The 25453-nt window shown below is 64.8% G+C and carries 24 protein-coding genes; 12 read left to right on the forward strand and 12 right to left on the reverse strand.

Features of this window, described 5'->3' with window-relative positions; genetic code table 11:
* Positions 1-4 precede the first annotated feature (4 nt).
* From UNPF46_RS26640 to UNPF46_RS26670, 6 genes are all read left to right on the forward strand, one after another.
* Positions 5-955 carry an ABC transporter permease gene (locus tag UNPF46_RS26640; RefSeq protein ID WP_142251984.1) on the forward strand — a complete coding sequence of 317 codons (951 nt, stop codon included), beginning with the start codon at positions 5-7 and terminating at the stop codon, positions 953-955.
* Entirely contained in the window at positions 942-1814 is an 873-nt protein-coding gene (locus UNPF46_RS26645; protein ID WP_100179793.1) for an ABC transporter permease, read from the forward strand. Before UNPF46_RS26640 ends, UNPF46_RS26645 begins: the two co-directional genes overlap by 14 nt.
* Positions 1811-2800 carry an ABC transporter ATP-binding protein gene (locus UNPF46_RS26650; protein ID WP_142251985.1) on the forward strand — a complete coding sequence of 330 codons (990 nt, stop codon included), beginning with the start codon at positions 1811-1813 and terminating at the stop codon, positions 2798-2800. Before UNPF46_RS26645 ends, UNPF46_RS26650 begins: the two co-directional genes overlap by 4 nt.
* Positions 2797-3768, forward strand: a complete 972-nt coding sequence (locus UNPF46_RS26655; RefSeq protein WP_100179795.1) for an ABC transporter ATP-binding protein — start codon at positions 2797-2799, stop codon at positions 3766-3768. Before UNPF46_RS26650 ends, UNPF46_RS26655 begins: the two co-directional genes overlap by 4 nt.
* 75 nt (positions 3769-3843) lie before the next feature.
* Positions 3844-4911: an alcohol dehydrogenase gene (locus UNPF46_RS26660; protein ID WP_100179796.1), complete on the forward strand. Its 1068-nt coding sequence runs from the start codon at positions 3844-3846 to the stop codon at positions 4909-4911.
* Positions 4912-5042: 131 nt separating this feature from the next.
* Positions 5043-6122: an isocitrate/isopropylmalate dehydrogenase family protein gene (locus UNPF46_RS26670; RefSeq protein ID WP_181770125.1), complete on the forward strand. Its 1080-nt coding sequence runs from the start codon at positions 5043-5045 to the stop codon at positions 6120-6122.
* 46 nt (positions 6123-6168) lie between these two features.
* On the opposite strand, the gene UNPF46_RS26675 is transcribed toward UNPF46_RS26670, so the two are convergent.
* The 5 genes from UNPF46_RS26675 to UNPF46_RS26695 all read right to left on the reverse strand — a co-directional run bounded on the left by UNPF46_RS26675 (position 6169) and on the right by UNPF46_RS26695 (position 10692).
* A complete protein-coding gene (locus tag UNPF46_RS26675) occupies positions 6169-6450 on the reverse strand; it encodes a hypothetical protein (RefSeq protein WP_142251987.1) in 282 nt (93 codons plus the stop codon).
* Between the two features lie 99 nt (positions 6451-6549).
* Positions 6550-7365: an enoyl-CoA hydratase gene (locus tag UNPF46_RS26680; protein WP_142251988.1), complete on the reverse strand. Its 816-nt coding sequence runs from the start codon at positions 7363-7365 to the stop codon at positions 6550-6552.
* A 120-nt stretch (positions 7366-7485) separates the two neighbouring features.
* On the reverse strand, positions 7486-8835 hold the full coding sequence (locus tag UNPF46_RS26685; protein WP_142251989.1) for a L,D-transpeptidase family protein: 1350 nt from the start codon (positions 8833-8835) through the stop codon (positions 7486-7488).
* A gap of 406 nt (positions 8836-9241) precedes the next feature.
* Positions 9242-9613: a helix-turn-helix domain-containing protein gene (locus UNPF46_RS26690; RefSeq protein ID WP_020608151.1), complete on the reverse strand. Its 372-nt coding sequence runs from the start codon at positions 9611-9613 to the stop codon at positions 9242-9244.
* A 29-nt stretch (positions 9614-9642) separates the two neighbouring features.
* Positions 9643-10692: a LysR family transcriptional regulator gene (locus UNPF46_RS26695; RefSeq protein WP_100179801.1), complete on the reverse strand. Its 1050-nt coding sequence runs from the start codon at positions 10690-10692 to the stop codon at positions 9643-9645.
* Positions 10693-11176: 484 nt separating this feature from the next.
* On the opposite strand from UNPF46_RS26695, the gene UNPF46_RS26705 reads away from it, so the two are divergent.
* Both UNPF46_RS26705 and UNPF46_RS26710 read left to right on the forward strand, forming a co-directional pair.
* Positions 11177-11443 (forward strand): hypothetical protein, encoded by a 267-nt coding sequence (locus UNPF46_RS26705; protein ID WP_097659543.1) that lies wholly within the window; start codon positions 11177-11179, stop codon positions 11441-11443.
* Positions 11444-11649: 206 nt separating this feature from the next.
* A complete protein-coding gene (locus UNPF46_RS26710; protein WP_142251990.1) occupies positions 11650-12381 on the forward strand; it encodes a cytochrome c biogenesis CcdA family protein in 732 nt (243 codons plus the stop codon).
* 289 nt (positions 12382-12670) lie between these two features.
* Here UNPF46_RS26710 and UNPF46_RS26715 read toward each other — a convergent pair whose 3' ends face one another.
* The 6 genes from UNPF46_RS26715 to UNPF46_RS26740 all read right to left on the reverse strand — a co-directional run bounded on the left by UNPF46_RS26715 (position 12671) and on the right by UNPF46_RS26740 (position 19321).
* A complete protein-coding gene (locus UNPF46_RS26715) occupies positions 12671-13588 on the reverse strand; it encodes an MBL fold metallo-hydrolase (RefSeq protein ID WP_100179803.1) in 918 nt (305 codons plus the stop codon).
* A 203-nt stretch (positions 13589-13791) separates the two neighbouring features.
* Entirely contained in the window at positions 13792-14745 is a 954-nt protein-coding gene (locus UNPF46_RS26720) for an MBL fold metallo-hydrolase (protein ID WP_142251991.1), read from the reverse strand.
* A 32-nt stretch (positions 14746-14777) separates the two neighbouring features.
* Positions 14778-15983: an NAD(P)/FAD-dependent oxidoreductase gene (locus UNPF46_RS26725; protein WP_142251992.1), complete on the reverse strand. Its 1206-nt coding sequence runs from the start codon at positions 15981-15983 to the stop codon at positions 14778-14780.
* 121 nt (positions 15984-16104) lie between these two features.
* Positions 16105-16395: a hypothetical protein gene (locus UNPF46_RS26730; protein ID WP_100179806.1), complete on the reverse strand. Its 291-nt coding sequence runs from the start codon at positions 16393-16395 to the stop codon at positions 16105-16107.
* Between the two features lie 96 nt (positions 16396-16491).
* Positions 16492-17451, reverse strand: a complete 960-nt coding sequence (locus UNPF46_RS26735) for a helix-turn-helix domain-containing protein (RefSeq protein ID WP_246668740.1) — start codon at positions 17449-17451, stop codon at positions 16492-16494.
* Between the two features lie 412 nt (positions 17452-17863).
* Complete coding sequence (locus UNPF46_RS26740; protein ID WP_142251996.1) at positions 17864-19321, reverse strand: sensor histidine kinase; 1458 nt, start codon at positions 19319-19321, stop codon at positions 17864-17866.
* 695 nt (positions 19322-20016) lie between these two features.
* Here UNPF46_RS26740 and UNPF46_RS26745 point away from each other — a divergent pair.
* The 3 genes from UNPF46_RS26745 to UNPF46_RS26755 all read left to right on the forward strand — a co-directional run bounded on the left by UNPF46_RS26745 (position 20017) and on the right by UNPF46_RS26755 (position 22933).
* Complete coding sequence (locus tag UNPF46_RS26745; RefSeq protein ID WP_100179808.1) at positions 20017-21015, forward strand: TRAP transporter substrate-binding protein; 999 nt, start codon at positions 20017-20019, stop codon at positions 21013-21015.
* Positions 21016-21101: 86 nt separating this feature from the next.
* On the forward strand, positions 21102-21617 hold the full coding sequence (locus tag UNPF46_RS26750; RefSeq protein WP_100179809.1) for a TRAP transporter small permease: 516 nt from the start codon (positions 21102-21104) through the stop codon (positions 21615-21617).
* A complete protein-coding gene (locus UNPF46_RS26755) occupies positions 21614-22933 on the forward strand; it encodes a TRAP transporter large permease (protein WP_100179810.1) in 1320 nt (439 codons plus the stop codon). Before UNPF46_RS26750 ends, UNPF46_RS26755 begins: the two co-directional genes overlap by 4 nt.
* A 51-nt stretch (positions 22934-22984) precedes the next feature.
* Here UNPF46_RS26755 and UNPF46_RS26760 read toward each other — a convergent pair whose 3' ends face one another.
* Positions 22985-24259 (reverse strand): serine hydrolase domain-containing protein, encoded by a 1275-nt coding sequence (locus tag UNPF46_RS26760; protein ID WP_142251993.1) that lies wholly within the window; start codon positions 24257-24259, stop codon positions 22985-22987.
* A gap of 163 nt (positions 24260-24422) precedes the next feature.
* Between UNPF46_RS26760 and UNPF46_RS26765 the strand changes: the two genes are divergently transcribed.
* Complete coding sequence (locus tag UNPF46_RS26765; RefSeq protein WP_142251994.1) at positions 24423-25340, forward strand: intradiol ring-cleavage dioxygenase; 918 nt, start codon at positions 24423-24425, stop codon at positions 25338-25340.
* Positions 25341-25453: the final 113 nt, after the last annotated feature.

The raw sequence follows: 25453 nt of genomic DNA on the forward strand, positions 1-25453 counted from the left end.
CGCGATGCTGAACTTCGTCGTTCGGCGGCTGCTTGCCATGCTGCCGGTGCTGCTCGCCGTCTCGCTGCTGACGTTCCTGATCGCCTCGCTGCTGCCGGGCGATCTCGCTCTCGTCATCCTCGGCGATCAGGCGACGCCTGAGAATGTCGCGGCGCTGCGCCGCGACATGGGGCTCGATCAGCCGCTGTGGTGGCGTTATCTGAGCTGGCTCGGCCATGTCCTGCAGGGCGATCTCGGCCGCTCGTACCGCACCGGGCAGACGGTGCTGCAGGCGGTCGCCGAGCGCATTCCGGTCTCGCTCCAATTGATGCTGATGGCCGAGTTCATCGGCCTCGTGATCGGCGTTCCCGTCGCGATCGCCTGCGCGGCACGGGCCGGTGGCGCGTTCGACCGCTTCATGACCGGCAGCGCGTTCGCGATCCTGTCGATGCCATCCTTCCTGGTGGCGATCCTGCTGATCTATCTGTTCGCGGTCGAGCTGCACTGGCTGCCGGCGACCGGCTATGTGCCCTTCACCGAAGAGCCACTGAACAATCTCCGCTTCTTCGTGCTGCCGGCGCTGACGCTGGCGCTGGCCGAATGGCCGGGAATCATGCGGGTGCTGCGGTCCGACATGATCGCGACCCTGCAGGAGGACTATATCGCCCTGGCGAAAGCGAAAGGTCTCAAGCCGGCGCGCATCCTGTTCGTGCATGCGCTGAAGCCGTCGTCGCTGACGCTGGTGACGGTGACCGGCATCAATATCGGCCGCCTGCTCGGCGGCACGCTGATCGTGGAATCGATCTTCGCGCTTCCGGGCATCGGCCGGCTCCTGGTCGGGGCGATCTACACCCGCGATCTCGTCATCCTCCAGGGCGTGGTGCTGCTGGTCGCCTGCGGCTTCGTCATCGTGAACTTCATCGTCGACATGCTCTACGCGGTGCTCGACCCCAGGATCCGTCATGGCCACGCTTGAGCTTTCGATAAAGGACGACGCGACGGCCGCCCCCAGCAGGCGCAAGCGCAGGCTCGGCCTGTTGTTCTGGATCGCGAGCACCTGGCTCGTGATCATCCTGGCCCTCGCGATCCTCGCCCCGGTGCTGCCGCTGCAGAACCCTGTCGACATGGACATGCTGGAGCGCCGCGCGGCGTTCTCTACCGAGCACTGGCTCGGTACCGACGGGCTCGGCCGCGACGAGCTCGCCCGCCTGATCTTCGGCGCGCGGGCCTCGCTGACGGTCGGGCTGATCGCACCGATGATCGGCCTGACCATCGGCGGCGCGTTCGGCCTGCTGGCCGGCTATTTCCGCGGCCGGTTCGAGACGCTCGTGGTCGGCAGCATGGACGTGCTGCTCGCCTTTCCGCCGCTGATCTTCGCACTCGCCGTGACCGCCTATCTCGGCCAGTCCGTCCCCAACCTCACCCTGATCCTCGGCGTACTCGGCATTCCCGCCTTCATGCGGGTGGCCCGCGCGGCGACGCTGACGCTGGCGCGGCGGGAATTCGTGATCGCGGCCGAGGCGCTGGGTGCCAGTCATGCGCGCATCCTCGTGCGCGAGCTGTTGCCGAACGTGATCCTGCCGCTGCTGGCCTTCTTTCTGCTCGGCGTCGCCGTCACCATCGTGGTCGAGGGTGCGCTGTCCTTCCTCGGCCTCGGCGTGCCGCCGCCGATGGCGAGCTGGGGCAGCATGATCGGCGAGGGGCGCGACAGCCTCGACGTCGCGCCGCGGCTGGCCTTCCTGCCCGCGGCGGGGCTGTTCCTCACCGTGCTGGCCTTCAACCTGGTCGGAGATACCCTGCGGGCACTGACCGACCCGCGTCAGGGGGCGCTGTGAGCACGCTCCTGACCATCGCGGACGTCGCGGTCGAGCTGCCGACGCCGCGCGGAAACCTGCGCGCTGTGGATCACGTCGATCTGTCGCTCGAGGCGGGCCGCACGCTCGGCATTGTCGGTGAATCCGGCTGCGGCAAGACCATGCTGTCGCGCGCGGTGTTGCAGCTGCTGCCGAAGAAGGCCAAGCTCACGGGACGCGTGATGTTCGATGGCCAGGACCTGGCGCGCCTCGCGCCGGAAAGCCTGCGGCGCCTGCGCGGGCGAGACCTTGCAGTCGTGTTCCAGGACCCCATGACCTCGCTCAATCCGGTGCTGACGATCGGCACGCAGCTGATGGAGACGATCCAGGAGCATCTCGAGCTCGACGCGTCCGCTGCGATGGCGCGCAGCATCGAGCTGCTGACGGCCGTCGGCATTCCCGCGCCGGAGCAGCGGCTCGCGCAATATCCGCATCAATGTTCCGGCGGCATGCGCCAGCGCATCGCGATCGCGATCGCACTGTCCTGCGAGCCGAAGCTCCTGATCGCGGATGAGCCGACCACCGCGCTCGACGTCACCATCCAGGCGCAGATCCTCGATCTGCTCGCGCGCGAGCAGCGCCGCCGCCACATGGCGATGATCATCATCACCCACGATCTCGGCGTCGTTGCTGGCCGGGCTGACGAGGTCGCGGTGATGTATGCGGGCAGGGTGGTGGAGCGCGCGCCGACGCAAGCCTTGTTCAAGCGCATGCATATGCCCTACACCGAGGCGCTGTTGGCCGCGATCCCGAAGCTGGATGCCGCGCCGCATACGCCGCTGCCGGCCATCTCAGGCCGGCCGCCGGATCCGACACGGCCACTGCGCGGCTGCTCCTTTGCGCCGCGTTGTCGCTATGCCGCAGGCCGTTGTCACGAGACCAAGCCCGCGCTGACGAGCGCGGAGACGCCTGGACATCTCTATGCCTGCTTCCACCCGATCCAGATGGCGGCGGGAGTTGACGCATGATGCAGCTTGCCGTGCGGGCCGAGCCGCTTCTGGACGTCGATCATCTCGTCGTCGAATATGGTCTCGGCAACAAGACGGTTCATGCCGTCTCCGGCGTCAGCCTGCAGGTCGCGCGCGGCGAGACGCTGGGGCTGGTCGGCGAATCCGGCTGCGGCAAGTCGACGCTGGGGCGCGCGGTGCTGCAGCTGCGCCGTGCCAAATCCGGCCGCGTGCTGTTCGACGGCGAGGATCTGACCGCGATGGAGGGCGAGGCGCTGCGCAAGATGCGCCGCCGCGTGCAGCTCATCTTCCAGGACCCGATCGCCTCGCTCAACCCGCGGCGGCGGATCGGCGACATCGTGGCCGAGCCGCTGATCATTGCCGGCGTCAAGGACGCCGCCGAGCGCAAGCGCAGGGTTCACGAAGTGCTTTCGGCGGTCGGGCTCGACCCCGAGCTCGTGGCGAACCGCCTGCCGCACGAATTCTCCGGGGGGCAATGCCAGCGGATCTGCATCGCGCGATCTCTGGTGCTCAACCCGGAGTTCATCGTCTGCGATGAGCCGGTTTCGGCGCTCGACGTCTCCATCCGCGCGCAGATTCTCAACCTGCTGGAGGAGATGAAGGCGCGCTTCGGGCTGACGCTGCTGTTCATCGCGCATGACCTCGCAGTGGTCAAAGCGGTCAGCGACCGCGTCGCGGTGATGTATCTCGGCCGGCTCTGCGAGGTCGGTCCGTCCGAGCAATTGTTCGCCAAGCCCGTTCATCCCTATACGGACCTGCTGTTGCAAGCGATTCCGGTCCCCGATCCGGACGTCCGTCCCGTCGAGGGGGTGGCCGTTGGCGAGCCGCCATCGCCGATTGCGCCGCCGTCCGGCTGCCGCTTTCGCACCCGCTGCCCGCGGGCTGATCAGCGATGCAGCGCGGAGATACCGGAGTTGCGCGAGGTCGCCCCCGGCCAGTTCGCAGCTTGCCATCATCCGCTGGCCTGAACTAAGACCGGTTTGTCTGGCCTTGCCGGCCATGGCATGGTGGCGTGGCGACAAGAAGCATGCGGGAGGACGCCAATGAAGAGTTTCAAGGTTGCCGATTTCAAGGCGCCGCTGCAGGAGTTCGACGAGGCGACGCCGCAGCCGACGGGCACGCAGGTGTTGATCAAGGTGAAGGCCGCCGGCGTCTGCCACAGCGATCTCCACATCTGGGAAGGCGGCTACGATCTCGGCCATGGCCGCAAGCCGCTGTCGCTGAAGGATCGCGGCATCAACCTGCCGCTGACCATGGGCCACGAGACGGTCGGCGAGGTCCTGGCGTTCGGGCCGGACGTCAAGCCCATCGATCAGGGCGATCTCAAGCTCGGCGATGTCGGCCTCGTCTATCCCTGGATCGGCTGCGGCAAGTGCGCGACGTGCCTCGCCGGTGATGAGAACATGTGCCTGACGCCGCGATCGCTGGGCGTCTATTGCGACGGCGGTTATGCCGATCACATGCTGGTGCCGCATCCGCGTTACCTGCTCAACCTGGAAGGCCTCGATCCCGCGACGACCGCTCCTTATGCCTGCTCGGGCGTCACGACATACAGCGCGCTCAAGAAGGTGGAGCAGCATTTCGACACGCCGATCGTGATGTTCGGTGCCGGCGGCCTCGGCCTGATGGCGCTGTCGCTGTTGAAGGCGATGGGCGGCAAGGGCGCGATCATGGTCGATATCGACGCCAGGAAGCGCGAGGCGGCCGAAAAAGCCGGCGCGCTCGCCACCGTCGATCCCAAGGCGCCGGATGCGCTGGAGCAGCTTGCCAAGAAGGCGGGTGGGCCGATCCGTGCCGTGATCGACCTTGTCGGCAATGCCGCCACGACGCAGCTTGGTTTCGACTGCCTGACCAAGGGCGGCAAGCTCGTCATCGTCGGCCTGTTCGGCGGTGGCGCGACGTGGGCGCTGCCGCTGATTCCAATCAAGGCGATCACGATCCAGGGCAGCTATGTCGGAAACTTGCGTGAAACGCAGGAGTTGCTCGACCTCGTGCGCACCAAGAAGATACCGCCGATCCCGGTGACGACGGCACCGCTCGCCAAGGCCAACGACGCGCTGGTGCAGTTGCAGCAGGGGGCGGTGGTCGGCCGCACGGTGCTGACGCCGTAGTTTCTCTTTACGTCATTCCGGGGCGATGCAAAGCATCGAACTAGGAATCTCGAGATTCTCAGGTGCGCAATTGCGCACCATAGTTCGGTCCTGCGGACCGCCCCGGAATGACTCCTCTCTTAGGAACCCTCATGTCCGCAAACAACGCCTTCCACATTGCCGTGCTTGCCGGTGACGGCATCGGTCCTGAAGTCATGGCACCGGCGCTCGAGGTGCTGCGCAAGGTCGGCGACAAATCCGGCCTGAGCTTCCGCTTTACCGAGGCGCCGGCCGGCGCCACCAACTATCTTGCCACCGGCAAGTCGATGCCGGACAGCACGATCAAGCTCTGCGAGGATGCCGACGCGATCCTGCTCGGTGCCTGCGGCCTGCCATCGGTGCGCTACCCGGATAACACCGAGATCGCGCCGCAAATCGAGCTGCGCTTCATCTTCGATCTCTATGCCGGCGTGCGTCCGGCGCGTCTCATTCCGGGGGTGCCTAGTCCGATCGTCGGCGCCGACCAGCGCGGCATCGATCTCGTCGTGATCCGCGAATCCACCGAGGGCCTGTTCGCCTCGATGGGCAAGGGTGTCGTCACGCACGAGGACGCGCGCGAGACCATGGTGATCACGCGAAAGACCTCCGAGCGCCTGTTCGAGTTCTCGTTTCGCTTGGCCGAGCGGCGCAAGGCGCGCGGCAAGCCCGGCGCCTTGACCTGCGTCGACAAGGCGAATGTGTTCAAGGCCTTTGCGTACTTTCGCGGCATCTTCGACGAGATCGAGAAGAAACATCCCGGCGTGAAGACCGACCGGCTCTATGTCGATGCCTGCTCGGCGATGCTGGTGAAGCGGCCCTGGGATTTCGACGTGATGGTGATGGAGAACATGTTCGGCGATATCGTCTCCGACATCACCGCGAGCCTGATCGGCGGCCTCGGCATGGCGCCGTCGGCCGACATCGGCGACAAATATGCGGTGTTCCAGCCGTGTCACGGCACCGCGCCTGACATCATGGGGCAGGGCAAGGCCAATCCCACCGGCATGATCCTGTCGGCGGCGATGATGCTGGACTGGCTCGCCGAGAAGCATGGTGTGGAGAGTGCGGCGGAAGCCGGCGAACAGATCGAGCGTGCGATCGATCAGGTCTATGCCGGAGGCATCAAGCCGATGGAATTTGGCGGCAGCAATGGCACGGCGGATATCACCAAGGCGGTGCTAGGGGCGCTATAATCGACGCGCGCGCATGAAAAAGGGGCCCCCGGGGCCCCTTCGTCGTTTACCAGCGACGCCAGTGACGGTGGCCGTAATAGCCATATGGCCGTGGCCCGTAGAAGCGGCGCGGGCCGTAATAGCCATAGGCACGGTAATAGTTCGGTCGCCACCAGCAGCGACCCCAGGCATTGCAGACCATGCGCACCTGATCGACATTTGCGGCCGGCCCGCTTGCGACGCGGTCGGCCTGCGGAATGCCGTTCGGCATCGCGGCGAGCGCCTGCCCTGACGCGAGCGCCGCGCCGCCCAGGGCAGCCAGACCAAGAACAGCAAATTTGAGTTTCATCGCAATCTCCCTCGTTGGTGGCGGAAGAACCTGCGAGGGATCAGTTGGTTGCTATCGCGGTACGCGTTGTCGAGGAATTTAATCTTCCTGAACGTTGGTTCACTTCCCCTGGAACTTCGGCTTCCGCTTCTCCATGAAGGCCTGGCGGCCCTCACGGAAGTCCGCACTGTCCATGCATGCGGTGCCGATCGCCTTGATCGCCTCCATGTCGCGTCGGCTTTCGTCCTTCAACACTTGCGCGATGGTGATCTTGGCGGCCTTGATCGCGAGCGGCGCGTTCTGCGAGATCGTCTGGGCAATCGTCATGGTCTCGCCCCAGAGCTCGTCGACAGGGAACACGCGCTCGACCAGGCCGATGCGCACGGCCTCGGCGGAATCGATCCGCATGCCCGTGTACATCAGCAGCCGCGCCCAGGACGGGCCGACCAGCGACACCAGATGGCGCAGGCCGTCATAGCCATAGGCGATGCCGAGCCTTGCCGCGGGAATGCCGAACTGGCTGCCATCCGCGGCGAGGCGGATATCGGCGAGCATCGCGACCTGCATGCCGCCGCCAAGGCAAAAGCCCTCGATGCAGGCGATGGTCGGCTTGGGGTAGTCGGCGAGCAGAGCGCGCTGGGCTGCGCTGCGTCTGGCATATTCCTCGGACGCGGCCGCGTTATGCCGCGTCTTCTCGAACTGGCTGATATCGGCCCCTGACACGAACGCCTTGCCGCCCGCGCCGCGCAGGATGACGACGCGTACCGTCTCGTCGTCGCGCAAGGCCGTCAGCGCCTCGCCAAATCCTTCCCACATCTCCAGCGACATCGCGTTGCGCTTGGCGGGATTGTTGAAGGTGATCACGCCGACGCCATCGGTGACTTGCTTGAGGATCTTGCCGTCGGCGTAGGATGTTTCACCGGAGATGTCTGGCATCGCGCGCTCGCTTGTCGTGGGGCAAGCGCAATGTGCGGCCCCGACAGGGCCGGGGTCAACCGCGGCAAGGCGAGGGGCTTCGCAACAGCCTTTGCAGCGCTTGCATGGCGGCAGACGTGCCTACCGCGTCACATGCATGTGTGCGGTCAGCGGATGGCTGCCGGCATTGCTGAAGAACGCCGCCTCTTCGGCAGTCGCCTCCAGCAACTGCTCGTCCTGGTTATAGACGTCGTTGCGGAACTGGACGGTCTGGTCCTTCGTCATCCACGCCGTGAGATAGATCCAGGCCACCGGCACCTTCCTGGCCATGGCGACCTCCAGATGCTGTCCGGTCGCGATCTCCGCATCGATCGCGGCGCGACTCCATTTCGGCTGATCCTTGAGCAGCCAGGCGGCGAGATCGCGTACATTGTCGACGCGCGAGCAGCCATGGGAATCGAAGCGGTAGTCGTCACTGAACAGGTTCCGCTGGTTGGTATCGTGCATGTAGACCGAATAGGAATTCGGCATGTCGATCTTCACGGCGCCAAGCGCGTTGAAGCTGCCGTTGTGCTGACGCACCGTGAAGTTCGGCGTGTGCGTGCCCGACCAGTCGACCGAATGCGGGTCGATCGGATTGTCGTGGGCGTCGAGCACCTCCATGTGCATGCGCGACAGGTAGGTCGGATCCTTGCGCATATGCGCCGAGATCTCGGTCCTGGCGATCGAGGCCGGCACCGTCCAGGTCGGGTTGAGGACGACGCTGGTGATCTGGGCCGTCAGTGTCGGCGAGGGTTTTTCGGTCTTGCCGACGATGACGCGGTAGCGCCGCACCACGACGTCGTTCTCGACCGCCTCGGCAAAGGCGGCGGGGATGTTGACCACGACATAGCGCTGTCCGAAGTCGAAGTTCATGTTCTCGAGCCGCTGCAGCGAAGCTTCGAGCTGCCGGATGCGCTTCTGCACGGAGACGTTCATCGCGGCGATCGTGCGCGGCGTCATCGCGCCGGTTGGGGCCAGTCCGTGGCGGGCCTGGAAGCGCTTCACCGCGTCGGCGAGGTCCTGGTCGAATGCGCCGCCCGTCTTGTCGGCGGCGAGATCGCCGGACAGGATGAGCCGCTTGCGCAGCAGCTCGTCGTTGGCGCCCTGGGCGCCGGGTGCGAATTTGGCATCCGCCGGAATGGTCGGCCAGCCGCCGCGCACCGCGAGATCGGAATAGCTGAGCGCGGCGTCCCTGATGCGCTGCGCAGAGCCCTCGTCATAGGTCGGCTCGTGCGTCAGCGCGAGCGCGGCGGCCGAACGGCTTTCCGGCGTCGAGGCTGGCGTCGTGGCAGGTTTCGGCGCGGCCGCGTGGGCCGGATTGGCGGCAGTCGGGACCGTCCCTGCCGTTGCCGGCCTGGGTGTCGCCTGGCCGATGGTCTCGGTCTGCGCCACCGCAGAGGCGCTGGCGAGCATGCCGACGGCAAGGATCATCGCATGGCGTTTCGACATGTGTCCCATTTTCCTCAAGAGAACGAGGCCCGGGCGGGCCCTCGCATTGGCATTGCGGACCGCCCCGCTGCGGGGCGCCGATTCGCGAAATCGGCGAGAAACTAGAGCTTCGGTGTTGAGGTCCCATTAAGCACGGCAGACGGAAAAGCTCCGCGCGTCCGGTGCTGAGCCTCTCGACTGGGTCGCGGCGAGGTGGGGACGGGTTCGCGAAAAAAGCAGGGACGGCGGGAAAAGGTCAAGAAAAAGGGCGGCCAGGCCGCCCTCAGAACCAAGGCCACGCGCGGGAAGGCGCGCGGGCCAGATCCGATTCGAGAGGTCTGGTCCGGCCAGTCTCGTTCAATCCGGCCGCGCCCCCGTGACGCGGCGGATTGAAGATCGGCCGTGAAGACCGGACCGTCGATCGATCTCAGCTTTCGTTCGCCGCGATCGATTCCATCAGCGAAACGAGCTGGCGCTGCACCGTCTGATCCTTGATCTTGCTGTAGGCGCGCAGCAGGCGGAGGCTGAAGGCCGAATCGAGGAAGAGCAGGCTCTCGACTTCGCGCGCCTTGTTGTCGCCGTCGTAGAAGAAGGTCACGGGCACGTCGAGGGCGGAGGCAATCTGCTGCAGGCGAGCCGCGCCCACGCGATTGACGCCCTTCTCGTACTTCTGGACCTGCTGGAAGCTGACGCCGAGCTTCTCGCCGAGCTCGGCCTGCGAGATCTTCATCTCGACGCGCCGCAGACGAATCCGCTTGCCGAGCTCGATGTCCGGCTTGCCGGCACTACGCTGCTTCATTCTCTTTGCCGCTGCTTTCATCTCTGTTCTCACCTTTGTTCTTCGGTTGAAAATCCCCCGAAGAGCTGGGTCAGGGGTTCGCCCATATAGGAGTCCTTGAATTCATGCGGGTGCACGAACTCTTCCTTAAACCACGGGAAACGAGCCGGATTGAAAGCCTCGATCAGCCAGTCAATCATGTGCCGCACGCGCGGAATACGGCCGCTACCGGGATGGTAGGACAACCAGATATCCAGCGGTCGGTTCAGCTCGACCTCCAGTGGAATTAGTTTTCCGCCAAGCGCAATGGCATAGCTCGGGAAGACGCCGATGCCGGCGCCGTTCGCGACCGCCCAATAGTTGGCGCTCGAGACGTTGGTCTTCATGACCAGAAGGTCACGTTCCGAAACGCCCGGGAAGAAGCTCTCGAAGGATTCCTTGGCGGCGAGCTGGTCGGCGAATTGCAGCACCAGGCGATGCTTGATCAATTCCGCCGCCGATCGCGGCGCGCCATGCTTTTCGATGTATTTCTCGGAGGCCCAGAACATCAGGTGCATGCGGCCGAGCCGTACCAGCTTGATGTCGAGTGCCGAAGGACGGGACAGATGAATGGCGACGTCGGCCTCGTGGCGCGAGACGTCGGCCGAACGCATCGCGCAATGCAGGTCGACCAGGATCTTCGGATAGGCCTGCTGGAATTCGACCAGGCGCGGGGCGAGCCAGAACGTGCCGAGGCCCTCGGTGACGGCAACCCGGACCTCGCCAGACAGCGCGTTGGCCATCGAATCGCTGGCGCGCAGCACGTCGAAAGTGGCGGCCTCCATGCGTTCGACGGCAGAGACGACCAGCGCGCCTTCATCGGTCAGATGGGTGCCGTGGACGTCACGGGTGAACAGGGTGGTGCCGGTCTGGCGCTCGAAATCGTCGATCCGCCGGCGCACGGCGTTGATCGACAGCGACAGGCGCTCGGCCGCCGACCGGAAACTTCCGCATCGGACGACTTCGAGGAATATGCGGGCCGCATCCCAATCAGAGAGGCCGCTGAGATTTGTCTTTGGGCGTTCCGCCAGAAGAACGCCCCTTTCCGCCAAGGAGTGCATACAAGTCCCTTCGGGTGGCTAAACTGGCAGAATCTGGCGCAAACCACAACCACGGCGGGTTGGGGGATGGTGAGTTTTGAACCGTCATCCTTACTATCTGGTGGGTGGTATTGGGATGCTGTCATGGGGTGGGAATCGGGCGGATTTTTCGTCCGAATGAGGGGTGTGGCGTGAGTTCCGTTGCGAGCCGTGAAATGGCTGCGGGATTGCAGGCGCTGTCCGCAACAATCGTTTTCGCGCGCAACCCGGCGCCGTGTCTTTCAATGGATCAATCGTCGCGCGCCGGACGTTTCCCGGCCGATCGCTTCGATGGCGTGCAACGGCGCAGCGCGGCGATGGTCGCGGGAACCGCAGTTCCACAGCAGGAACACGCTGAAATCAGGTTCGGAGGCACCGCAGCCTCATGCTATCCTCGCGGCTCCATCGGGGCCGAAGGGGTCGTCGCAATCACATCTCGCAGGCCGAATTAACGGAAAGAACGCCGGTGTCGCATTCAGACGAACAGTTGCAGTCGGTCCTGGAAACGCTCGAGGAGTGCCGCAGGGTTCTCACCGCGTGCAACAGCCGTGAGTCGGCCGAGTTGCTGTCCATTGTCATCCTGGACGTCAGGATGAAGCTCAAGGGAATTGACAGCGCTGATCTCAAGGCGCTGTGCGACGAAATGTTGCGGAGCGCCGCGAGCGAGCCGCCATCTCCTTCCAAGCAGACGCAGGACCAGCCCCGGCGTCCGCTGCTCCGCGTGGTGAAGTAGCCGCGCCGCCGAATCTCGCTTTTTGGCGAGATTTGTGCGCGTCCCGATGCCGCACCTGTGATCGCAGACGGCATCGGGAGGAGCCCTGGTTTTGTGCGCCTCTGTTGCGCATTCCCCGGCATCGGCTACACCAGAGCCGGTTCGGCTCCGGGCCGGGCGCATTTTCCGCGCGCCGTACCGGCACCTGAGATGGCTCAGACGGCATCATGCAAAATGTTTCGATCCCGGCGGCGCTGATTGCCGGCCTCGTCAGCTTCCTCTCGCCTTGCGTCCTGCCGCTGGTCCCGCCCTATCTGATCTACCTCACGGGCGCCACGATCGAGCACGTCGAGAGCGACGAGCCGGTCTCGGCCTCCAGGCGCGCGATCATGATGTCGGCGCTGCTGTTCGTGCTCGGCTTCTCCACCGTGTTCGTCGCGCTCGGCGCCAGCGCCTCGCTGATCGGCGGGCTGATCCGCGCCTGGTCGGTGGAACTGTCGATCCTGGCCGGCATCGTCATCATCGCGATGGGACTGCACTTCCTGGGTTTGACGCGTATCGGCCTCTTGATGCGCGAGGGGCGGCTGCCGATCCCGAAGCCCGTCGGCCTCTGGGGCGCCTATGTCATGGGCCTCGCCTTCGCCTTCGGCTGGACCCCCTGCATCGGCCCCATCCTCGCCGCGATCCTCTCGGTCGCCGCGGCTGAGGCAACGGTGACGAAGGGCGCCGGCCTGCTCGCGGTCTATTCCGCGGGTCTCGGCATTCCCTTCCTGGTCGCCGCGCTGATGATCGAGCAGTTCTCCGCGCTGTTCGCGCGCATGAAGGGCCACCTCGTCAATGTGGAGCGCGCCATGGGTGTGTTGATGGTGATCACCGGCATCGGCTTTCTCACCGGCGCGGTCTCGAATGTGAGCATCTGGCTGCTGGAGACGTTCCCGGCGCTGCAGACGATCGGGTAGCACGTGTGCCATGCGCCTTTTCGGAGCGGGACCCGAGAACTCCGGGATTGGCAAAGGTTATTCCTGCGATGCTCCAAGCACATCGTTCACTGGAATGTCTCGCCATATCCGGGACGATGGACGGAGGCCATCCTGGCCGTCTGGAATTGTCGCAGGCAGGACCGCAAGCAGCCGAAGCGGGCCCTCGGATGTGTCGCGGACGCCGCGCGTCTCCTGATGATTTGAACCGGGACGCGCGCTCGCGAACGTCGTGAGCGCGCGCCCCGGTTTCGTCTGACCCAACAAGCTGTCAGTAGTCCCAGAACACCGGCACCCAGCGGAAGGCGTCGCCGTCTGTCGCGACGCGTCCAACGGACGGGAACGGCAGATGGGTGGCGACCAGCATCTCGCCGGTCTCGGCAAGCTCCCGCAGCAGGCGGACACGAACGCGCGCAGCCTCCTCGGGGTCGTGCTCGAAGCCGTTGTACCATTCGGGCTGTTCGAACCCGACCGCAAACACGGCGTCGCCGGCGAATGTCAGCGCTTCGCCGCCGGACGCCACGCGAACCACGCTGTGCCCCGGCGTGTGGCCGCCGGTACGACGAGCGATGACGCCGGGCGCAATCTCCTGCGTCTCCTCGAATGTCCGCAACTGGCTGCCATACTCCTTCACGAACCGCTTGGCGGTGGCCCGAAGTGCATCCGGAAAACCTTGCGGCATGTTGGTGTGGGAGAAGTCGGGCGCTTCCCAGAACTTGACCTCGGCAGCGGCCGCATGGATCCGCAGGTCCTTGCGCAGCCGCTGCTTCACGCCGTCGACGAGCAGCCCGCCGATGTGATCCATATGCAGATGGGTCAGCACGAGGTCGGTCACCGACGACAGATCGATGCCGGCGGCCTCCAGCCGCTTGATCAGCTGACCGGCGCGCGGCAAGTGCAAGTTGGGGTCGGATCCGAGGCCGGCGTCGATCAGGATGGTCTTGCCGCCGCTGCGGACCATGACCGCATTGAGCGCCCAGTCGAATGCGTCCTGTGGCAGGAACATGTCGTGCAGCCAGGCCGCACGCTCGGCTGGGGCCGCGTTGTGCGCCAGCATTGTGGTCGGCAGCGGTAGCACGCCGTCGCTGACCACCAGCACGTCGATGTCGCCGATCTTCAGCGCGTAGCGCGACGGAACGAGCTCTTCGGGGCCCGATGACACGGGATATGAGGTGTTGTGCAGGTTCATGTCTGTTTCTCCTGAGTGTTGTGGATCATCCGATTCATCTTTGAAAACTTCTTCTCTCTCTTTCTTGGCGCTCAGTTCTGGGGGAAGACCGCGCCTCCGCTTTGCGAGGCGTGGATGATGCCGGTGAGATGTTCAGAGACTCTCAAGGCGTTCGGCATCGGTGTCGCCGCTCGATCCGGTGATTGTCGTTGTCCCATGAGTGGTCAGTAGTCCCACCAGGCCGGCACCCACCGAAACAGGTCGCCGGCGGTTGCGACCCGGCCGACAGACGGGAACGGCATGTGTGTGGCCACCAGCCACGCGCCGGTCGCGGCGAGCTCGCGCATGAGCCCAATCCGGACGCGGGTCGCCTCCTCGGGATCGTGCTCGAAGCCGTTGTGCCACTCGGGGTGGTCGAACGAGACCGGGAATATGGCGTCGCCTGCGAACATCAACCGGTCGCCACCGGACGCAAGACGGACCACGCTGTGCCCGGGGGTATGGCCACCAGTGCGACTGACGACCACTCCCGGCGCGACCGCGTGCTCTTGCTCGAAGGTGCACAACTTGTTGCGATACTCATCGGCAAACTGCCTGGATGCTCGCCGGGCCAGGTCTGCGAGCGCCGGCGGCATTCCGGTGCGGGAGAAATCGGGCGCCTCCCAGAACTTGACCTCGGCGGCCGCCACATGGATCCGCAGATCCTTGCGCAGCCGTTCCTTCACGCCGTCGACGAGGAGCCCGCCAACGTGGTCGAAGTGCATGTGAGTCAGGACCACGTCGGTCACCGACTCCAGGTCGATGCCGGCGGCCTGCAGTCGCAGGCCCAGCTGCCCGGCCCGCGGAAAGTCCGGGTACTCCGCTCCGAGCCCGCTGTCGATCAGTATGGTCCGGTCGCCGCTGCGCACCACGACCTCGTTCAGCGCCCAGTCGAACGCCTCCCGCGACAGGAACATGTTGTCCAGCCACGCGCCCCGGAGAGCCGGCTCGGCGTTGGTGGCCATCGACTCCGCGGGTGGTGTCAGCACGCCGTCGCTGATCACCATCACGTCGATCTCGCCGACCTTCAGAGCATAACGCGACGGAACGAGCTCGTCGGGTCCTGGTCTGCCGAAATGTCCAAATTCGTGCAGATTCATGTTGGCCTCCCCCTGAGTGTTGCGGATCGTCCGATTCATCTTTGAAGACTCCTCTGCTCGCATGCTGATGTTCAGAGACTGGTCACGCGCTCCGGATCTGCCGATGCGAGCGCAGCGGCGCGCTCGGCCTTCGGCGGATAGATCCAGACGGTGTTGATCTCCTGTTTCGTCTTCTTGGCGATGTCGCCGACCATCTCGACCTTGCGCTCCCAGCCGCGCGTGAACAGCGCGCCGGCTTCGCCGAGGTCGAGGCAGGTGACGTAGGCCTTCTGGTGGTACGGCCTGGTCGGAACGCCCAGCAGCTCCGCGGCGGCGTTGTTGCCGGCAAAGGCGCCCATCCGCGTGGCATGCTGGCACGACATCAGCGCATAATTGCCGGCATCGTCGCAGGCCGCGCGGGCGGCATCGCCGGTAGCGAAGACGCCGGCGACAGCGGGCACGCGCAGGTCGCGATCCACCAGCAGCCGACCGAAATTGTCGCGCTCTGCGGGAATCTGCGTCGTCAGCGGCGCGGCGCGGATGCCGGCCGCCCAGACTACCGTCTCGGTTTCGATATGCTCGCCGGTCGACAGCGTCACGCCGGATCTGTCGAGCGCGGCGACGCCGGCGCCGAGCCGGGTCTCCACGCCGAGCTTGCGCAGAGCTTCCGCGATCACGGGGCGGGGGCCTTCACCCATGTCAGGCGCGATCGCGCCGTTGCGCTCGACGATGATCACGCGCGCTTTGGCCTCCTTGCCGAGGATCTTGCGCAAACGCGCGGGCAATTCGGTTGCGGCCTCGATGCCCGTAAAACCGCCGCCGGCGACGACGACCGTATCGCGTCCATTCACGGCCGGCCGGTCGGCGAGACCGTGCAGATGCTTGTCCAGTGCGATCGCGTCATCGAGCGAGTCGACGCTGAAGCCGTGCTCGGCAAGACCGGGAATGTTGGGGCGGAACAGGCGGCTGCCGGTGGCGACCACCAGGCGGTCGTAGGACAGAGTTTTCTTCGCGCCCTTTGCAGTCGTGATCTGCACCGTCCGCGCCTCGGTGTTGACGGTCTCGGCGCTGCCCTGGATGTAGTCGACGTCGATCGCCTCGAGGACATCGAGCAACGGCGCCGTCAGGGTTTCCGGCTTCGGCTCGTAGAGTCGCGGGCGGACCACCAGCGTCGGCTCCGGTGCGATCAGCGCGATCTGGAGATCATCAGGCGAAACGCCCTGGATGTCGCGCAGGCGGGCAGCGGAGAGGGCGGCGTACATGCCGGCAAAGCCGGCGCCGATGACGAGCAGTCGCATGTGGTTTGACTCCTGGGTTTGGTGGCTCGGAACGCGCGCACGTCGCCGCCGCCGCCTGGTGTCGGCTGAGCCTGCCGCGATCGGCGACGATGCGAAGAGGTGAAACGGAGACCGCCGGGCCTTATGGCGCGGTGCAGTTCGGCAGAGAGGACAGCAGCGCAGGGCCCTCACATGCCGCCGGGCAGCTTCTCGGGCCGGATGGCCAGCTGCGCAAAGCTGCCGGCACCATCGGTTTTCGGAGCCAACCCTGATTGATCAGGATCGACGTCGCGGGATTGACGCTTTGCGCAGCCTGGACCGGCGCTTCTTCGGCTGTCGGCTGGGTGAAGCGTACGGTCAGCGAGAGCCCGTACAGCAGCGCGGTCGTGACGGCTTTCCGTCGCGGCGCGATCGCAAGGTGTTTCCAGTCCATCGTCGGTCTCCGTCCGCGTCGTGCGATGCCAGATGTTTAGCGAACCAGATATTCGACTGCCCCAGAGCGATTGCCGTCCCTGTCGCGAGATTGCTGCTAACGCATGCGCCTGCGCCAATCGCTCGGCGTTTCTCCCGTCAGCTTCCTGAAGGCGGCGGCGAAGGCGGTCTGCGAGGAATAGCCGAGCGCCGCGGCGATCGAGACGATCGCTTCGTCGCTCCCCCGCAGCATGTTCATGGCCTGCTCGAGCTTGTGCTGGCGCAGCCAGGCATGCGGCGAGAGCCCGGTGCTTTCCTTGAAGGCCCGGCAGAAGTGAAATCGCGAGAGGCCGGCATCGGACGCCAGCGCATCGAGCGAGACGTCCGCATCGCTGTCCGAACGCAACCGTTCGATCGCGCGGAGCAGGACCTTCGGCGACAGCCCACCCATGGTCGGCTGGAACGTGGGTGGCGAACCAGTGTGGGCGACCAGCAGGCGCGTGGCCAGAAGATCCGTCAGCTGATTGCGGAACAACGTATCCAGGGCCCCGTTGCCCCCGAGCGCCTCCGCTGCGCTCAAGAGCAGTCTGGACGTAATCGGGTCAGGATGCGCCGTCCGCTCCAGCAGGTCGGCTGGCTTGGTGGTCCCGGCCTCGTCGGCAATGCGCTTCAGTGTTGCATTCGGAAGATAGAGCTGGACCACATCGACAGGCTTCGGAATGTCCCATCGGGAGCTCGATCCCTCCGGAATGATGATAACGACTCCAGGGCGAAACGTCCCGATCGCAACCGATTTTCCCGACCGCCGCTCCATGCGCTGCATCATGCCGTTGTATGCCATGATCACGTGGTGGCTCATGGGCTCCACGACGTCGTGCAATGGATCGTGTTTCCAATGGGCGATCCCGGCGCCGGAGGAGTCCAGTGCCACGCGAGTCGGTTCGGTCCTGAGCACCCGCGCCATCTCCGCATCGGCGGCGCGCCGTTCGCAGGTCGAGCCATTGTCCGGCTCTGCGCCAGGTGCGGCCGGCAAGCCCTTGTGTGAGGGATTGCGCATGAGTGTGGTGCTCCCGATCATTGCGTGCTCCTCCCGATCGGCTCAGGTTGTGGATCAGGTTCCCGTATTTATACGGGGCGGCGCAGGTTCTATGCGCTGCAAAGGCTTGGGGTCTTTCCTCAAGCGGCCATGCTTTGTCCGATCCTGCTCCAAGCAGGCGCGCGCTTTCGCAAATGCACGATGGGTGGCGCCGGGTTGCGCGAGACCTTGAACGGAGATCTTGTGAAAGACGTTTTATGACAAAAGGTGCAGCAGGCCGTCACATAGCCATCGTTCTGGAGCACCGTCGGTTCCGATTGAATCAGAACCGAAGCACTCGATTCTTGTTTTGACGCGTTTTCTTCACGCGAACCGGTGTCCACTTCGCTCGAAAACGCTTTAGCGAGCGCGTGCGGCATCGGCGATGATCGGCGCTGATGTCACTCCGGCTGGTTCAGCGCGCCTCGTCCAGCGTGCAGACCACCGTGCAGACCACGCCGCGCGGCAGGAAGTCGACGGTCGCCTCGCCGCCGAGCTGGTCGCGCGCGCTGCGCTCGATCAGGCGCGAGCCGAAGCCGCGCCGTACCGGCGCCGTCACCGGCGGTCCGCCGATTTCGGTCCAGATCAGCCGGAGCCGCGGCTTCGGGGCGTCGGTGATGACCTCCCAGTCGAGCGTCACGCGGCCGGACTCGTTGGACAGCGCGCCGTATTTCGCAGCGTTGGTGGCGATCTCGTGCACGATCATCGACAGCACCACGGCGAGACGCGGCGACAACGGCACGGCGGGACCAGCCATGCGGATGCGGTCGGGGCTGTTCAGCAGGAATGGCTGTAGCGCGCGGGCGATCACATCCCGGAGCTCGGAGCCCGCCCATTTCTCCTGGCTCAGGAGATTATGAGCTTCGGCCAGTGCACCGAGCCGGCCCTCGAACTTGGTCCGTTCGTCGCGGCTGGCGCTGCGGAAGGTCTGCACGGCGATCGCCTGCATCAGGGCCAGCGTATTCTTGACGCGATGGTTGAGTTCGTCGATCAGCAGATTGTGCAGCATCTCGCCGCGCGCGATCGTGGTCGCCATCCTGACCGCGAAGGTGAGGCCGGTCAGCAGCAGGATGCCGCCGATCAGGCTGGTGATGGCGATGTTGCGCCAGAGCGGCGCGATCAGCGAGCTCTCGGCGACGCCGGCCACGACCGTCCAGCCGGTCAGGCGCGACTTGGTAAAGGCGGAGGACAGCGCCACCCCGTCGAGCGAGACGCTCGAAAGGGTGGCTTCCGACGTGCGAGACATCGCATCGTATAGGACGCCGGAGGCTTGCTTGCCGATCGTCTCGCTCGGGTTCGGTACGCGCGCGAATACGACACTCTTGGTGTCGAGCAGGGATACGGTCCAGAGCTGGTCGGGGCGCTGCTTCTCGACAAGCTCCTGAAAGATGCTGATCGGCGGACTGAAGCAGAGGTCGTAGATCACCTCGCCGTCGCGAAACACCGGAACCTCGACGGTGAGCACCCGCCGTCCGTTGATCGCGCCGACGAACAGGTCGGAATATTGCGGCGATCTATTCGCAAAAACTCTTTCGATGGTCCCGAGATTGCCGCGCGCCGGCAGGCTTGCGGTGTCCTCCGTCGCGGAGGAGAACAGCAGCCGGCCCTTGCGATCGGAGATCAGCACCAGGCCGCCCCTGCCATACTGCTCGACGAAGCCGAGCGCGATGCGGCGGAAGCTCTGGAAGTCGTCGTTACGCAGCGAATTGGTCAGCGCGAGCACTTGCAGGCCGCCGGTCATGCGCTGAACTTCGGAGTCCAGGACGAGACGCATGCTGCGCACGTTCTCCAGCACCCGGCGCGTCGCATCGCCGCGGTCCTGCCTGTAGTTGTAGACGGCGATACCGACCGCAAAGACGATCAGCGGCAACATCGTTCCCGTGACCAGAAGAGCGAGTCGGACCGGCAGGGTGAGCTTTGACAAACGTGGTCGTCCCGGTTCCGGGCGCAGCGGCGCCGGATTATGATTTTGGGCCGACCATACGGGTGGGGCCTGCCGGACGCCACGATTTTCGTATTTGGCGGGCCGTCTGCAACGGAACTCTACAGCTCCGTCCGGCACGCCCTGCGCGTCAGCTCATGCTGATTGCGGTCAATAGTAGACACATGGCGTAGACAGAAGCCAGGCCAAGCCCGGCGATCCGGGCCTCTCGATGCGACATCATGCGATCGCCTCTGCGAAGCCGACCGCCGTCAAGGCGGTCGGCCTCCTGCAGTGCTCAATCGATTTCCCGAACGACCGTGCGCGAGCCGGGATCCACCAGCATCACGCGATCACCGGAGGCTACCTGCACTAAGCCTGCAGCACGCGGCGAGCGGGTCTGTGCGTGCAGCGCACAGGTCCGCAAGTCTTCGTATCTGAAGGAAGTGGTCTCACCGCCCGCCCGCGGGGGCCCGAGTTGCAGTGCAACAGGTCGTGGCGGGGTGCCCTGCGACGAAGGAGTCCGTTCAGCGCCGGCGAAATGACTTCCGTCCCGCCGGGGATTTTCATACGCTTCTCTCGCAAGCCGCATACCGGCTTCACTCACGCCCCGGCGACAGGGACGGAGCATCAAAGGGAGGGAGACGATGAAGCGAAGGTCATTTCTCGCTGGGTTCGGTGCGACCACCGCGGCGGCCGTGATCGGCACGCCCTCGATCCTCAGGGCGCAAGCGCCGATCACGCTCAACGGAGCCGTGCAGTTCAACGACGATCACGCTTTCAATCGGGCGCTGATCCGGTTCGAGGAGCTGGTGAAGAAATATTACGGCAAGCCCGTCAATTTCACCCTGCACAAGAACTCCTCGCTCGGCCTCGAGAAGCAGTATTTCGAGTACATGTCGCAAGGCAAGGCCGTCGACTACGGCATCGTCTCGCCCGCTCACATGTCGACCTTCGCCAAGGCGGCCCCGTTCATCGACGCGCCCTTCGTGTTCAAGGGCATCGAGCACATGAACAAGGTGGTTGAAGCCAACATCCTGGCGCCGATCGCCGATGAGGTCGCGGCGAAAGCCGAGGTTGTCCTGATCGGCTATTCCGGCGGCGGCATCCGCAACATCTTCGCCAACAAGCCGCTCAAGAACCTTGCCGATCTCAAGGGGCTCAAGGTTCGCGTACAGGGCGCGCCGATCTGGTCGAAGACCTTTGCCGCGGTCGGCATGAGCCCGACGGTGATCGCCTATAACGAGATCTACAACGCGATCCAGAACGGGGTGATATCGGCTGGCGAAAACGAGGCGGCCGGCGTCGAAGCGATGAAGTTCTACGAAGTGGCGCCACATCTCAATCTGACCCAGCATGCCGTGTCGATCCGGCCGATCTGCTTCTCGGTGAAGACGCTGAAGACCCTGCCGAAGGATTTGCAGGACGCGATCATGAAGGCCGGCAAGGAGGCAGGCGATTACGGCCGTCAGCTGGAGTCGAGCGAAGAGGTCGTCAAGCTCGATACGCTCGAGAAGGCCGGCAAGCTCAAGCGCGTTCCGTTCGAGGAGCGGGACGCCATGAAGAAGCTCGCCGACCCCGTCATGGCCACCTACGCCAAGGAAATCGGTGCGGAAGGCATTTTCGAGAAGATCAACGTCGCCTGAGCTTGTTGCAATCCGCCGACGGCATGTCCGGGCAAGCCCCGCTTCTTGCCCGGCCGTGGCGGATGAGCTGCCCGCACGGAGCCCCAATGTCCGAAATACCCGTCCCGTCCGCACCGTCGCTGTGGCGCCGCGTCACGGCGGCCTATGCGAAGTTGCTGGAGATCCTCCTCGCGGCCTGCGTCGGCATTCTCGTCATTCCCGTGACGCTGCAGATCATCTCGCGCTACACGCCCTTCATACCGTCCTACATCTGGACGGAGGAAATGGCGCGCTTCCTGTTCGTCTGGACCATCATGATCGGGGCCATGGTGGGCGTGCGGGAAGCGCAACATTTCGAGGTCGACGTGTGGCCGGATCTGTCGCGGCGGTCAGAGGCCGCGGTGCGGATTCTCGCGCGTCTCGGCGTACTGGCGCTGGCACTCGTGTTCGTGGTGGCCGGATTGGAGTTTACGCGCTTCGCCTGGAACAGAACGTCGGAGCTGGCCGATCTGCCGCTTTGGCTGATTCACGTTGCGTGGCCCGTTGCCGGCGTGACCTGGATCGTCTTCGCAGGTGAACAGATCCTCGATGAAATGCGCGTCCTGGTCGGAGCACGGCGATGAGCGGCAATGTACTCTCCGCCGGTCAGGCCGCATTGCTGCTGTTCGGGGTCTTCGTCGGCCTGCTCATCGTGCGCGTGCCGGTCGCGTTCGCGCTCGGCCTTGCCTGCGTGCCGATCCTGCTGATCGAACCGCATCTGTCGCTGATGACGCTCGCGCAGGAGACCTTCAACGCCTACAATTCATTCATCCTGCTTGCGGTGCCGTTCTTCCTGCTGACGGCGAACCTGATGAGCATCGGCGGCATCACCGACCGCCTGGTGGCGCTGTCCCGCTCGATGGTCGGACACTGGCCGGGCTCGCTGGCGCAGATCAACGTCGTGCTGTCGGTGTTCTTCGCCGGCATCTCGGGCTCCTCCACCGCGGATGCGGCGAGCCAGTCCAAGATCTTCATCGATGCGCAGACCAAGGAGGGTTACGACCTTTCGTTCTCGATCGCGATCACCGCGGTGTCCGCGGTGCTTGCCGTGATCATTCCGCCCTCGATCCTGATGATCGTGTGGGGCGGGCTGATCTCGACCTCGATTGCAGCTATGTATCTTGCCGGCATCGTGCCGGGCCTCTTGATTGCGGGTGCGCAGATGGCGACGGTGCACATCTACGCGGTGCGCCGCGGCTACCCGACCTATCCCAAGGCGAGCTGGGTCGAGATGCGATGCGCGATCTGGCGGTCGATACCGGCCCTGATGACGCCGTTCATCATCGTCGGCGGCATTTTGCTCGGGTGGTTTACCGCGACGGAGTCCGCCTGCGTCGCGGTGCTCTATTCCGTAGCGCTTTCCGCGTTCTTCTATCGCGAGACGGGCCTGCGCGAATTGTACAAGGCGCTGCTCGACACTGGGCGCCTCGCCGGCGTTGCCCTGTTCTGCGTGGGCACGGCGAGCGCGTTCGGCTGGTTGCTGGCCTACTACAAGATCCCGCAGGAGCTCTTGGCGAATGTCTCGACCTGGGGCATGGGGGCGGTCGCCGCGGGTTTCTTCATAGCCTTCTGCTTCCTGGTGGTGGGCTGCTTCCTCGACGCCATCCCGGCCATCATCATCGTCGGCACCGTGCTGGAGCCGCTCGCCAAGTCCGTCGATCTCCATCCCGTCCAGTTCGCGATCATTTCCATCGTGTCGCTGGCGTTTGGACTGGTGACGCCACCCTATGGCCTGTGCCTGATGATCGCCTGTTCGATCGCTGGCGTGCGGCTGCGCTATGCGCTGAAGGACACCGTGATCATGCTGATCCCGATGCTGCTCGTGCTCGCGGCGGTCATCGTCTGGCCGAGCGTGTCGCTGTTCTTGCCGCGCCTGATCGTGCCGGAGATGCTCAAATGAGCGTCGGAGCGGCGATCCCGCGGCTGGCGGCCGCGGGATCGATGCGATCGGCTACAGATTGCTCTCGGTGATCGCGGCATAGACCATGCTGCGGAGCTCGCGGCGGATCGGATAGGCGCTCGACGGCAGCACCTGTGTCATGAAGATCGCGATCAGCTCCTCGGCCGGGTCGATCCAGAACGAGGTCGTGGCAGCGCCGCCCCAATTGTATTCGCCAGGGCTGCCGGCGATCAGCGTTTCGGCGGGGCGCATCGTCACGGCGAAGCCGAGGCCGAAGCCGATGCCGTTATAGGTCGCTTCCGAGAACAGCGAACGCGACACTTCCGGCAGCGCCCGCCCGCCCGGAATGTGGTTGCTGGTCATCAGCGCCAGCGTCTTCGGCCCGATCAGCCTGACGCCGCCGAGCTCGCCGCCGTTGAGCAGCGCGCGGCAGAAGGTGAGATAGTCGGCGACCGTCGAGCAGAGGCCGCCGCCGCCGGAAATGAAAGAGGGCGGCGAGAGGAACGAGCTGGTCGTCGGATCGTCCTGCAGCGTCATGCCCTCGCGCCGCTGGCCCGCATGGAAGGTCATGCCGCCGCCGGGATCGGCCGAGTAGCAGGCGGCGAAGCGGTGCGCCTTGGAGGCCGGCACGTGGAAATCGGTGTCGGTCATGCCGAGCGGATCGAGGATCCGCTGCTTCAGGAACTGCTCGAACGGCATGCCGGAAATCTTGCCGACGAGGTAGCCGACCACGTCGGTCGAGACCGAATAGTTCCAGGCTTCGCCCGGCGAGAATTCCAGCGGGATCTTCGCAAGGCCCTCGATCATGGTCTGCAGCGTGCCTGACTTTTCGACCTCACCGATCTTTTCGCTGCGATAGGCGGCATCGACATTGGAGCGCTGCTGGAAGCCATAGGTGAGGCCGGAGGTGTGGCGCAGCAGGTCGACGATCAGCATCGGCCGGGACGGCGGCCGGGTCAGGAAGGCCGGGTAGGTGCCGGCGACGAAGACACCGAGATCCTTCCATTCCGGAATGTATTTGGCGACGGGCTCGTCGATCGCGACGAGGCCTTGCTCGACCAGCATCATGAAGGCGACGCTGGTGAGCGGCTTGGTCATGGAATAGATGCGGTAGATGGTGTCATCCTTGACCGGCAGCTTGCGCTCGACATCGGCAAAGCCCTGAACCGAGCTGTGCGCAATCTTGCCGCGGCGGTAGACCAGAAGATGCGTGCCCGGGAAGCGGCCGGCATCGATGTACCGGCTCTTCAGATGCGCATCGATGCGGTCGAGCGCGGGCTTGGACATGCCGACGGATTCGGGCGAGGCGGGGGTGGGCGCGAGCATCAGTTCCTCCGGGCGATTTTGTCGGAAAGTTGATAGCGAAATGGCGGCCTCATTCCAAGCCGGTTGCGCTTAACGCTGCCCCGCCGACTGGTGTAGGCTCGCCCCTGGAACGCTTCCAGAGAGCCCAATCGGGCCAACGAGAAAAACGCGAGGGCAAACGCTTATGACCCAGTTCAACGAGACCGATCTCACCGAAGCCGTCGTCAGGAGCTTCGATAGCACGCCCAATCCGCGCGCCAAATTCCTGCTCCAGGAATTGGTGAAGTCGCTGCACGATTACGTGAGCAAGACCGGCCTGACCTTCGAGGAATGGGACTACGCCATCGATTTCCTGACCCGTACCGGGCAGAAATGCACCGATACCCGCCAGGAATTCATCCTTTTGTCCGACGTGCTCGGCGTCTCCATGCTGGTCGACGCCGTCAACCATCGCGACCGCGAGGGCGCCACCCAGACCACCGTGCTGGGACCGTTCTATGTCGGCGAGCACAAGGTGACCGCGCACGGCACCGACATCTCGCCGAACAACCAAACCGGCGAACGGATGTTCGTGCAAAGCCGCGTCACCGACCTCAAGGGCAAGCCTCTTGCGGGCGTCCCGGTCGACGTCTGGCATGCCGATGACGACGGCTTCTACGATTCCCAGAAGCCGAACTATGACGAGGTCGGCGCCTCGGCGCGGGCGCGCTTCATCACCGATAGCGACGGCCGCTTCTTCTTCCGGACCATCTTGCCGTGCAGCTATCCGATCCCGACCGACGGCCCGGTGGGCGAGATGATCGTGCAGACGGGTCGCCATCCGATGCGGCCTGCGCACGTGCATTTCCTGGTCAACGCGAAGGGCTACGAGCCGCTGATCACCCACGTCTTCATGGACGGTGACAAATACCTGGATTCCGACGTGGTGTTCGGGGTCAAGGACGATCTCGTCGCCAAGATCGAGCCGCGCAACGATCCCGCGATGCCCGATGGCACCAAGGCGAACGGGCAGTGGCATCTGATGACTTACGAATTCCACCTCAAGCCGGGTGGCGGCATGGCGCCGAAGCCGCTTGGGGTGAAGGCGGGAGAGCCGGCGTGAGGGTTCCGCTACGCCTCCGTGAACAGCCGCGCTAGAGCGTTTTCGAGCGAAGTGGACACCGGTTCGCGTGAAGAAAACGCGTCAAAACAAGAATCTAGAGCTTCGGTTCTGAT

It is taken from the genome of Bradyrhizobium sp. UNPF46 (assembly GCF_006658625.1).
Classification (GTDB): domain Bacteria; phylum Pseudomonadota; class Alphaproteobacteria; order Rhizobiales; family Xanthobacteraceae; genus Bradyrhizobium; species Bradyrhizobium nitroreducens.

Excerpts from the sequence above, each read along its gene's own strand:
- UNPF46_RS26670 (WP_181770125.1), top strand. The coding sequence starts at position 5,043 with ATGTCCGCAAACAACGCCTTCCACATTGCCGTGCTTGCCGGTGACGGC.
- UNPF46_RS26755 (WP_100179810.1), top strand. The coding sequence starts at position 21,614 with ATGAGCGGCAATGTACTCTCCGCCGGTCAGGCCGCATTGCTGCTGTTC.
- UNPF46_RS26765 (WP_142251994.1), top strand. The coding sequence starts at position 24,423 with ATGACCCAGTTCAACGAGACCGATCTCACCGAAGCCGTCGTCAGGAGC.
- UNPF46_RS26660 (WP_100179796.1), top strand. The coding sequence starts at position 3,844 with ATGAAGAGTTTCAAGGTTGCCGATTTCAAGGCGCCGCTGCAGGAGTTC.
- UNPF46_RS26690 (WP_020608151.1), bottom strand. The coding sequence starts at position 9,613 with ATGAAGCAGCGTAGTGCCGGCAAGCCGGACATCGAGCTCGGCAAGCGG.
- UNPF46_RS26730 (WP_100179806.1), bottom strand. The coding sequence starts at position 16,395 with ATGGACTGGAAACACCTTGCGATCGCGCCGCGACGGAAAGCCGTCACG.
- UNPF46_RS26745 (WP_100179808.1), top strand. The coding sequence starts at position 20,017 with ATGAAGCGAAGGTCATTTCTCGCTGGGTTCGGTGCGACCACCGCGGCG.
- UNPF46_RS26760 (WP_142251993.1), bottom strand. The coding sequence starts at position 24,259 with ATGCTCGCGCCCACCCCCGCCTCGCCCGAATCCGTCGGCATGTCCAAG.
- UNPF46_RS26720 (WP_142251991.1), bottom strand. The coding sequence starts at position 14,745 with ATGAATCGGACGATCCGCAACACTCAGGGGGAGGCCAACATGAATCTG.
- UNPF46_RS26710 (WP_142251990.1), top strand. The coding sequence starts at position 11,650 with ATGCAAAATGTTTCGATCCCGGCGGCGCTGATTGCCGGCCTCGTCAGC.
- UNPF46_RS26655 (WP_100179795.1), top strand. The coding sequence starts at position 2,797 with ATGATGCAGCTTGCCGTGCGGGCCGAGCCGCTTCTGGACGTCGATCAT.
- UNPF46_RS26640 (WP_142251984.1), top strand. The coding sequence starts at position 5 with ATGCTGAACTTCGTCGTTCGGCGGCTGCTTGCCATGCTGCCGGTGCTG.
- UNPF46_RS26645 (WP_100179793.1), top strand. The coding sequence starts at position 942 with ATGGCCACGCTTGAGCTTTCGATAAAGGACGACGCGACGGCCGCCCCC.
- UNPF46_RS26715 (WP_100179803.1), bottom strand. The coding sequence starts at position 13,588 with ATGAACCTGCACAACACCTCATATCCCGTGTCATCGGGCCCCGAAGAG.
- UNPF46_RS26740 (WP_142251996.1), bottom strand. The coding sequence starts at position 19,321 with ATGTTGCCGCTGATCGTCTTTGCGGTCGGTATCGCCGTCTACAACTAC.
- UNPF46_RS26685 (WP_142251989.1), bottom strand. The coding sequence starts at position 8,835 with ATGTCGAAACGCCATGCGATGATCCTTGCCGTCGGCATGCTCGCCAGC.
- UNPF46_RS26695 (WP_100179801.1), bottom strand. The coding sequence starts at position 10,692 with ATGCACTCCTTGGCGGAAAGGGGCGTTCTTCTGGCGGAACGCCCAAAG.
- UNPF46_RS26750 (WP_100179809.1), top strand. The coding sequence starts at position 21,102 with ATGTCCGAAATACCCGTCCCGTCCGCACCGTCGCTGTGGCGCCGCGTC.
- UNPF46_RS26680 (WP_142251988.1), bottom strand. The coding sequence starts at position 7,365 with ATGCCAGACATCTCCGGTGAAACATCCTACGCCGACGGCAAGATCCTC.
- UNPF46_RS26725 (WP_142251992.1), bottom strand. The coding sequence starts at position 15,983 with ATGCGACTGCTCGTCATCGGCGCCGGCTTTGCCGGCATGTACGCCGCC.
- UNPF46_RS26735 (WP_246668740.1), bottom strand. The coding sequence starts at position 17,451 with ATGATCGGGAGCACCACACTCATGCGCAATCCCTCACACAAGGGCTTG.
- UNPF46_RS26675 (WP_142251987.1), bottom strand. The coding sequence starts at position 6,450 with ATGAAACTCAAATTTGCTGTTCTTGGTCTGGCTGCCCTGGGCGGCGCG.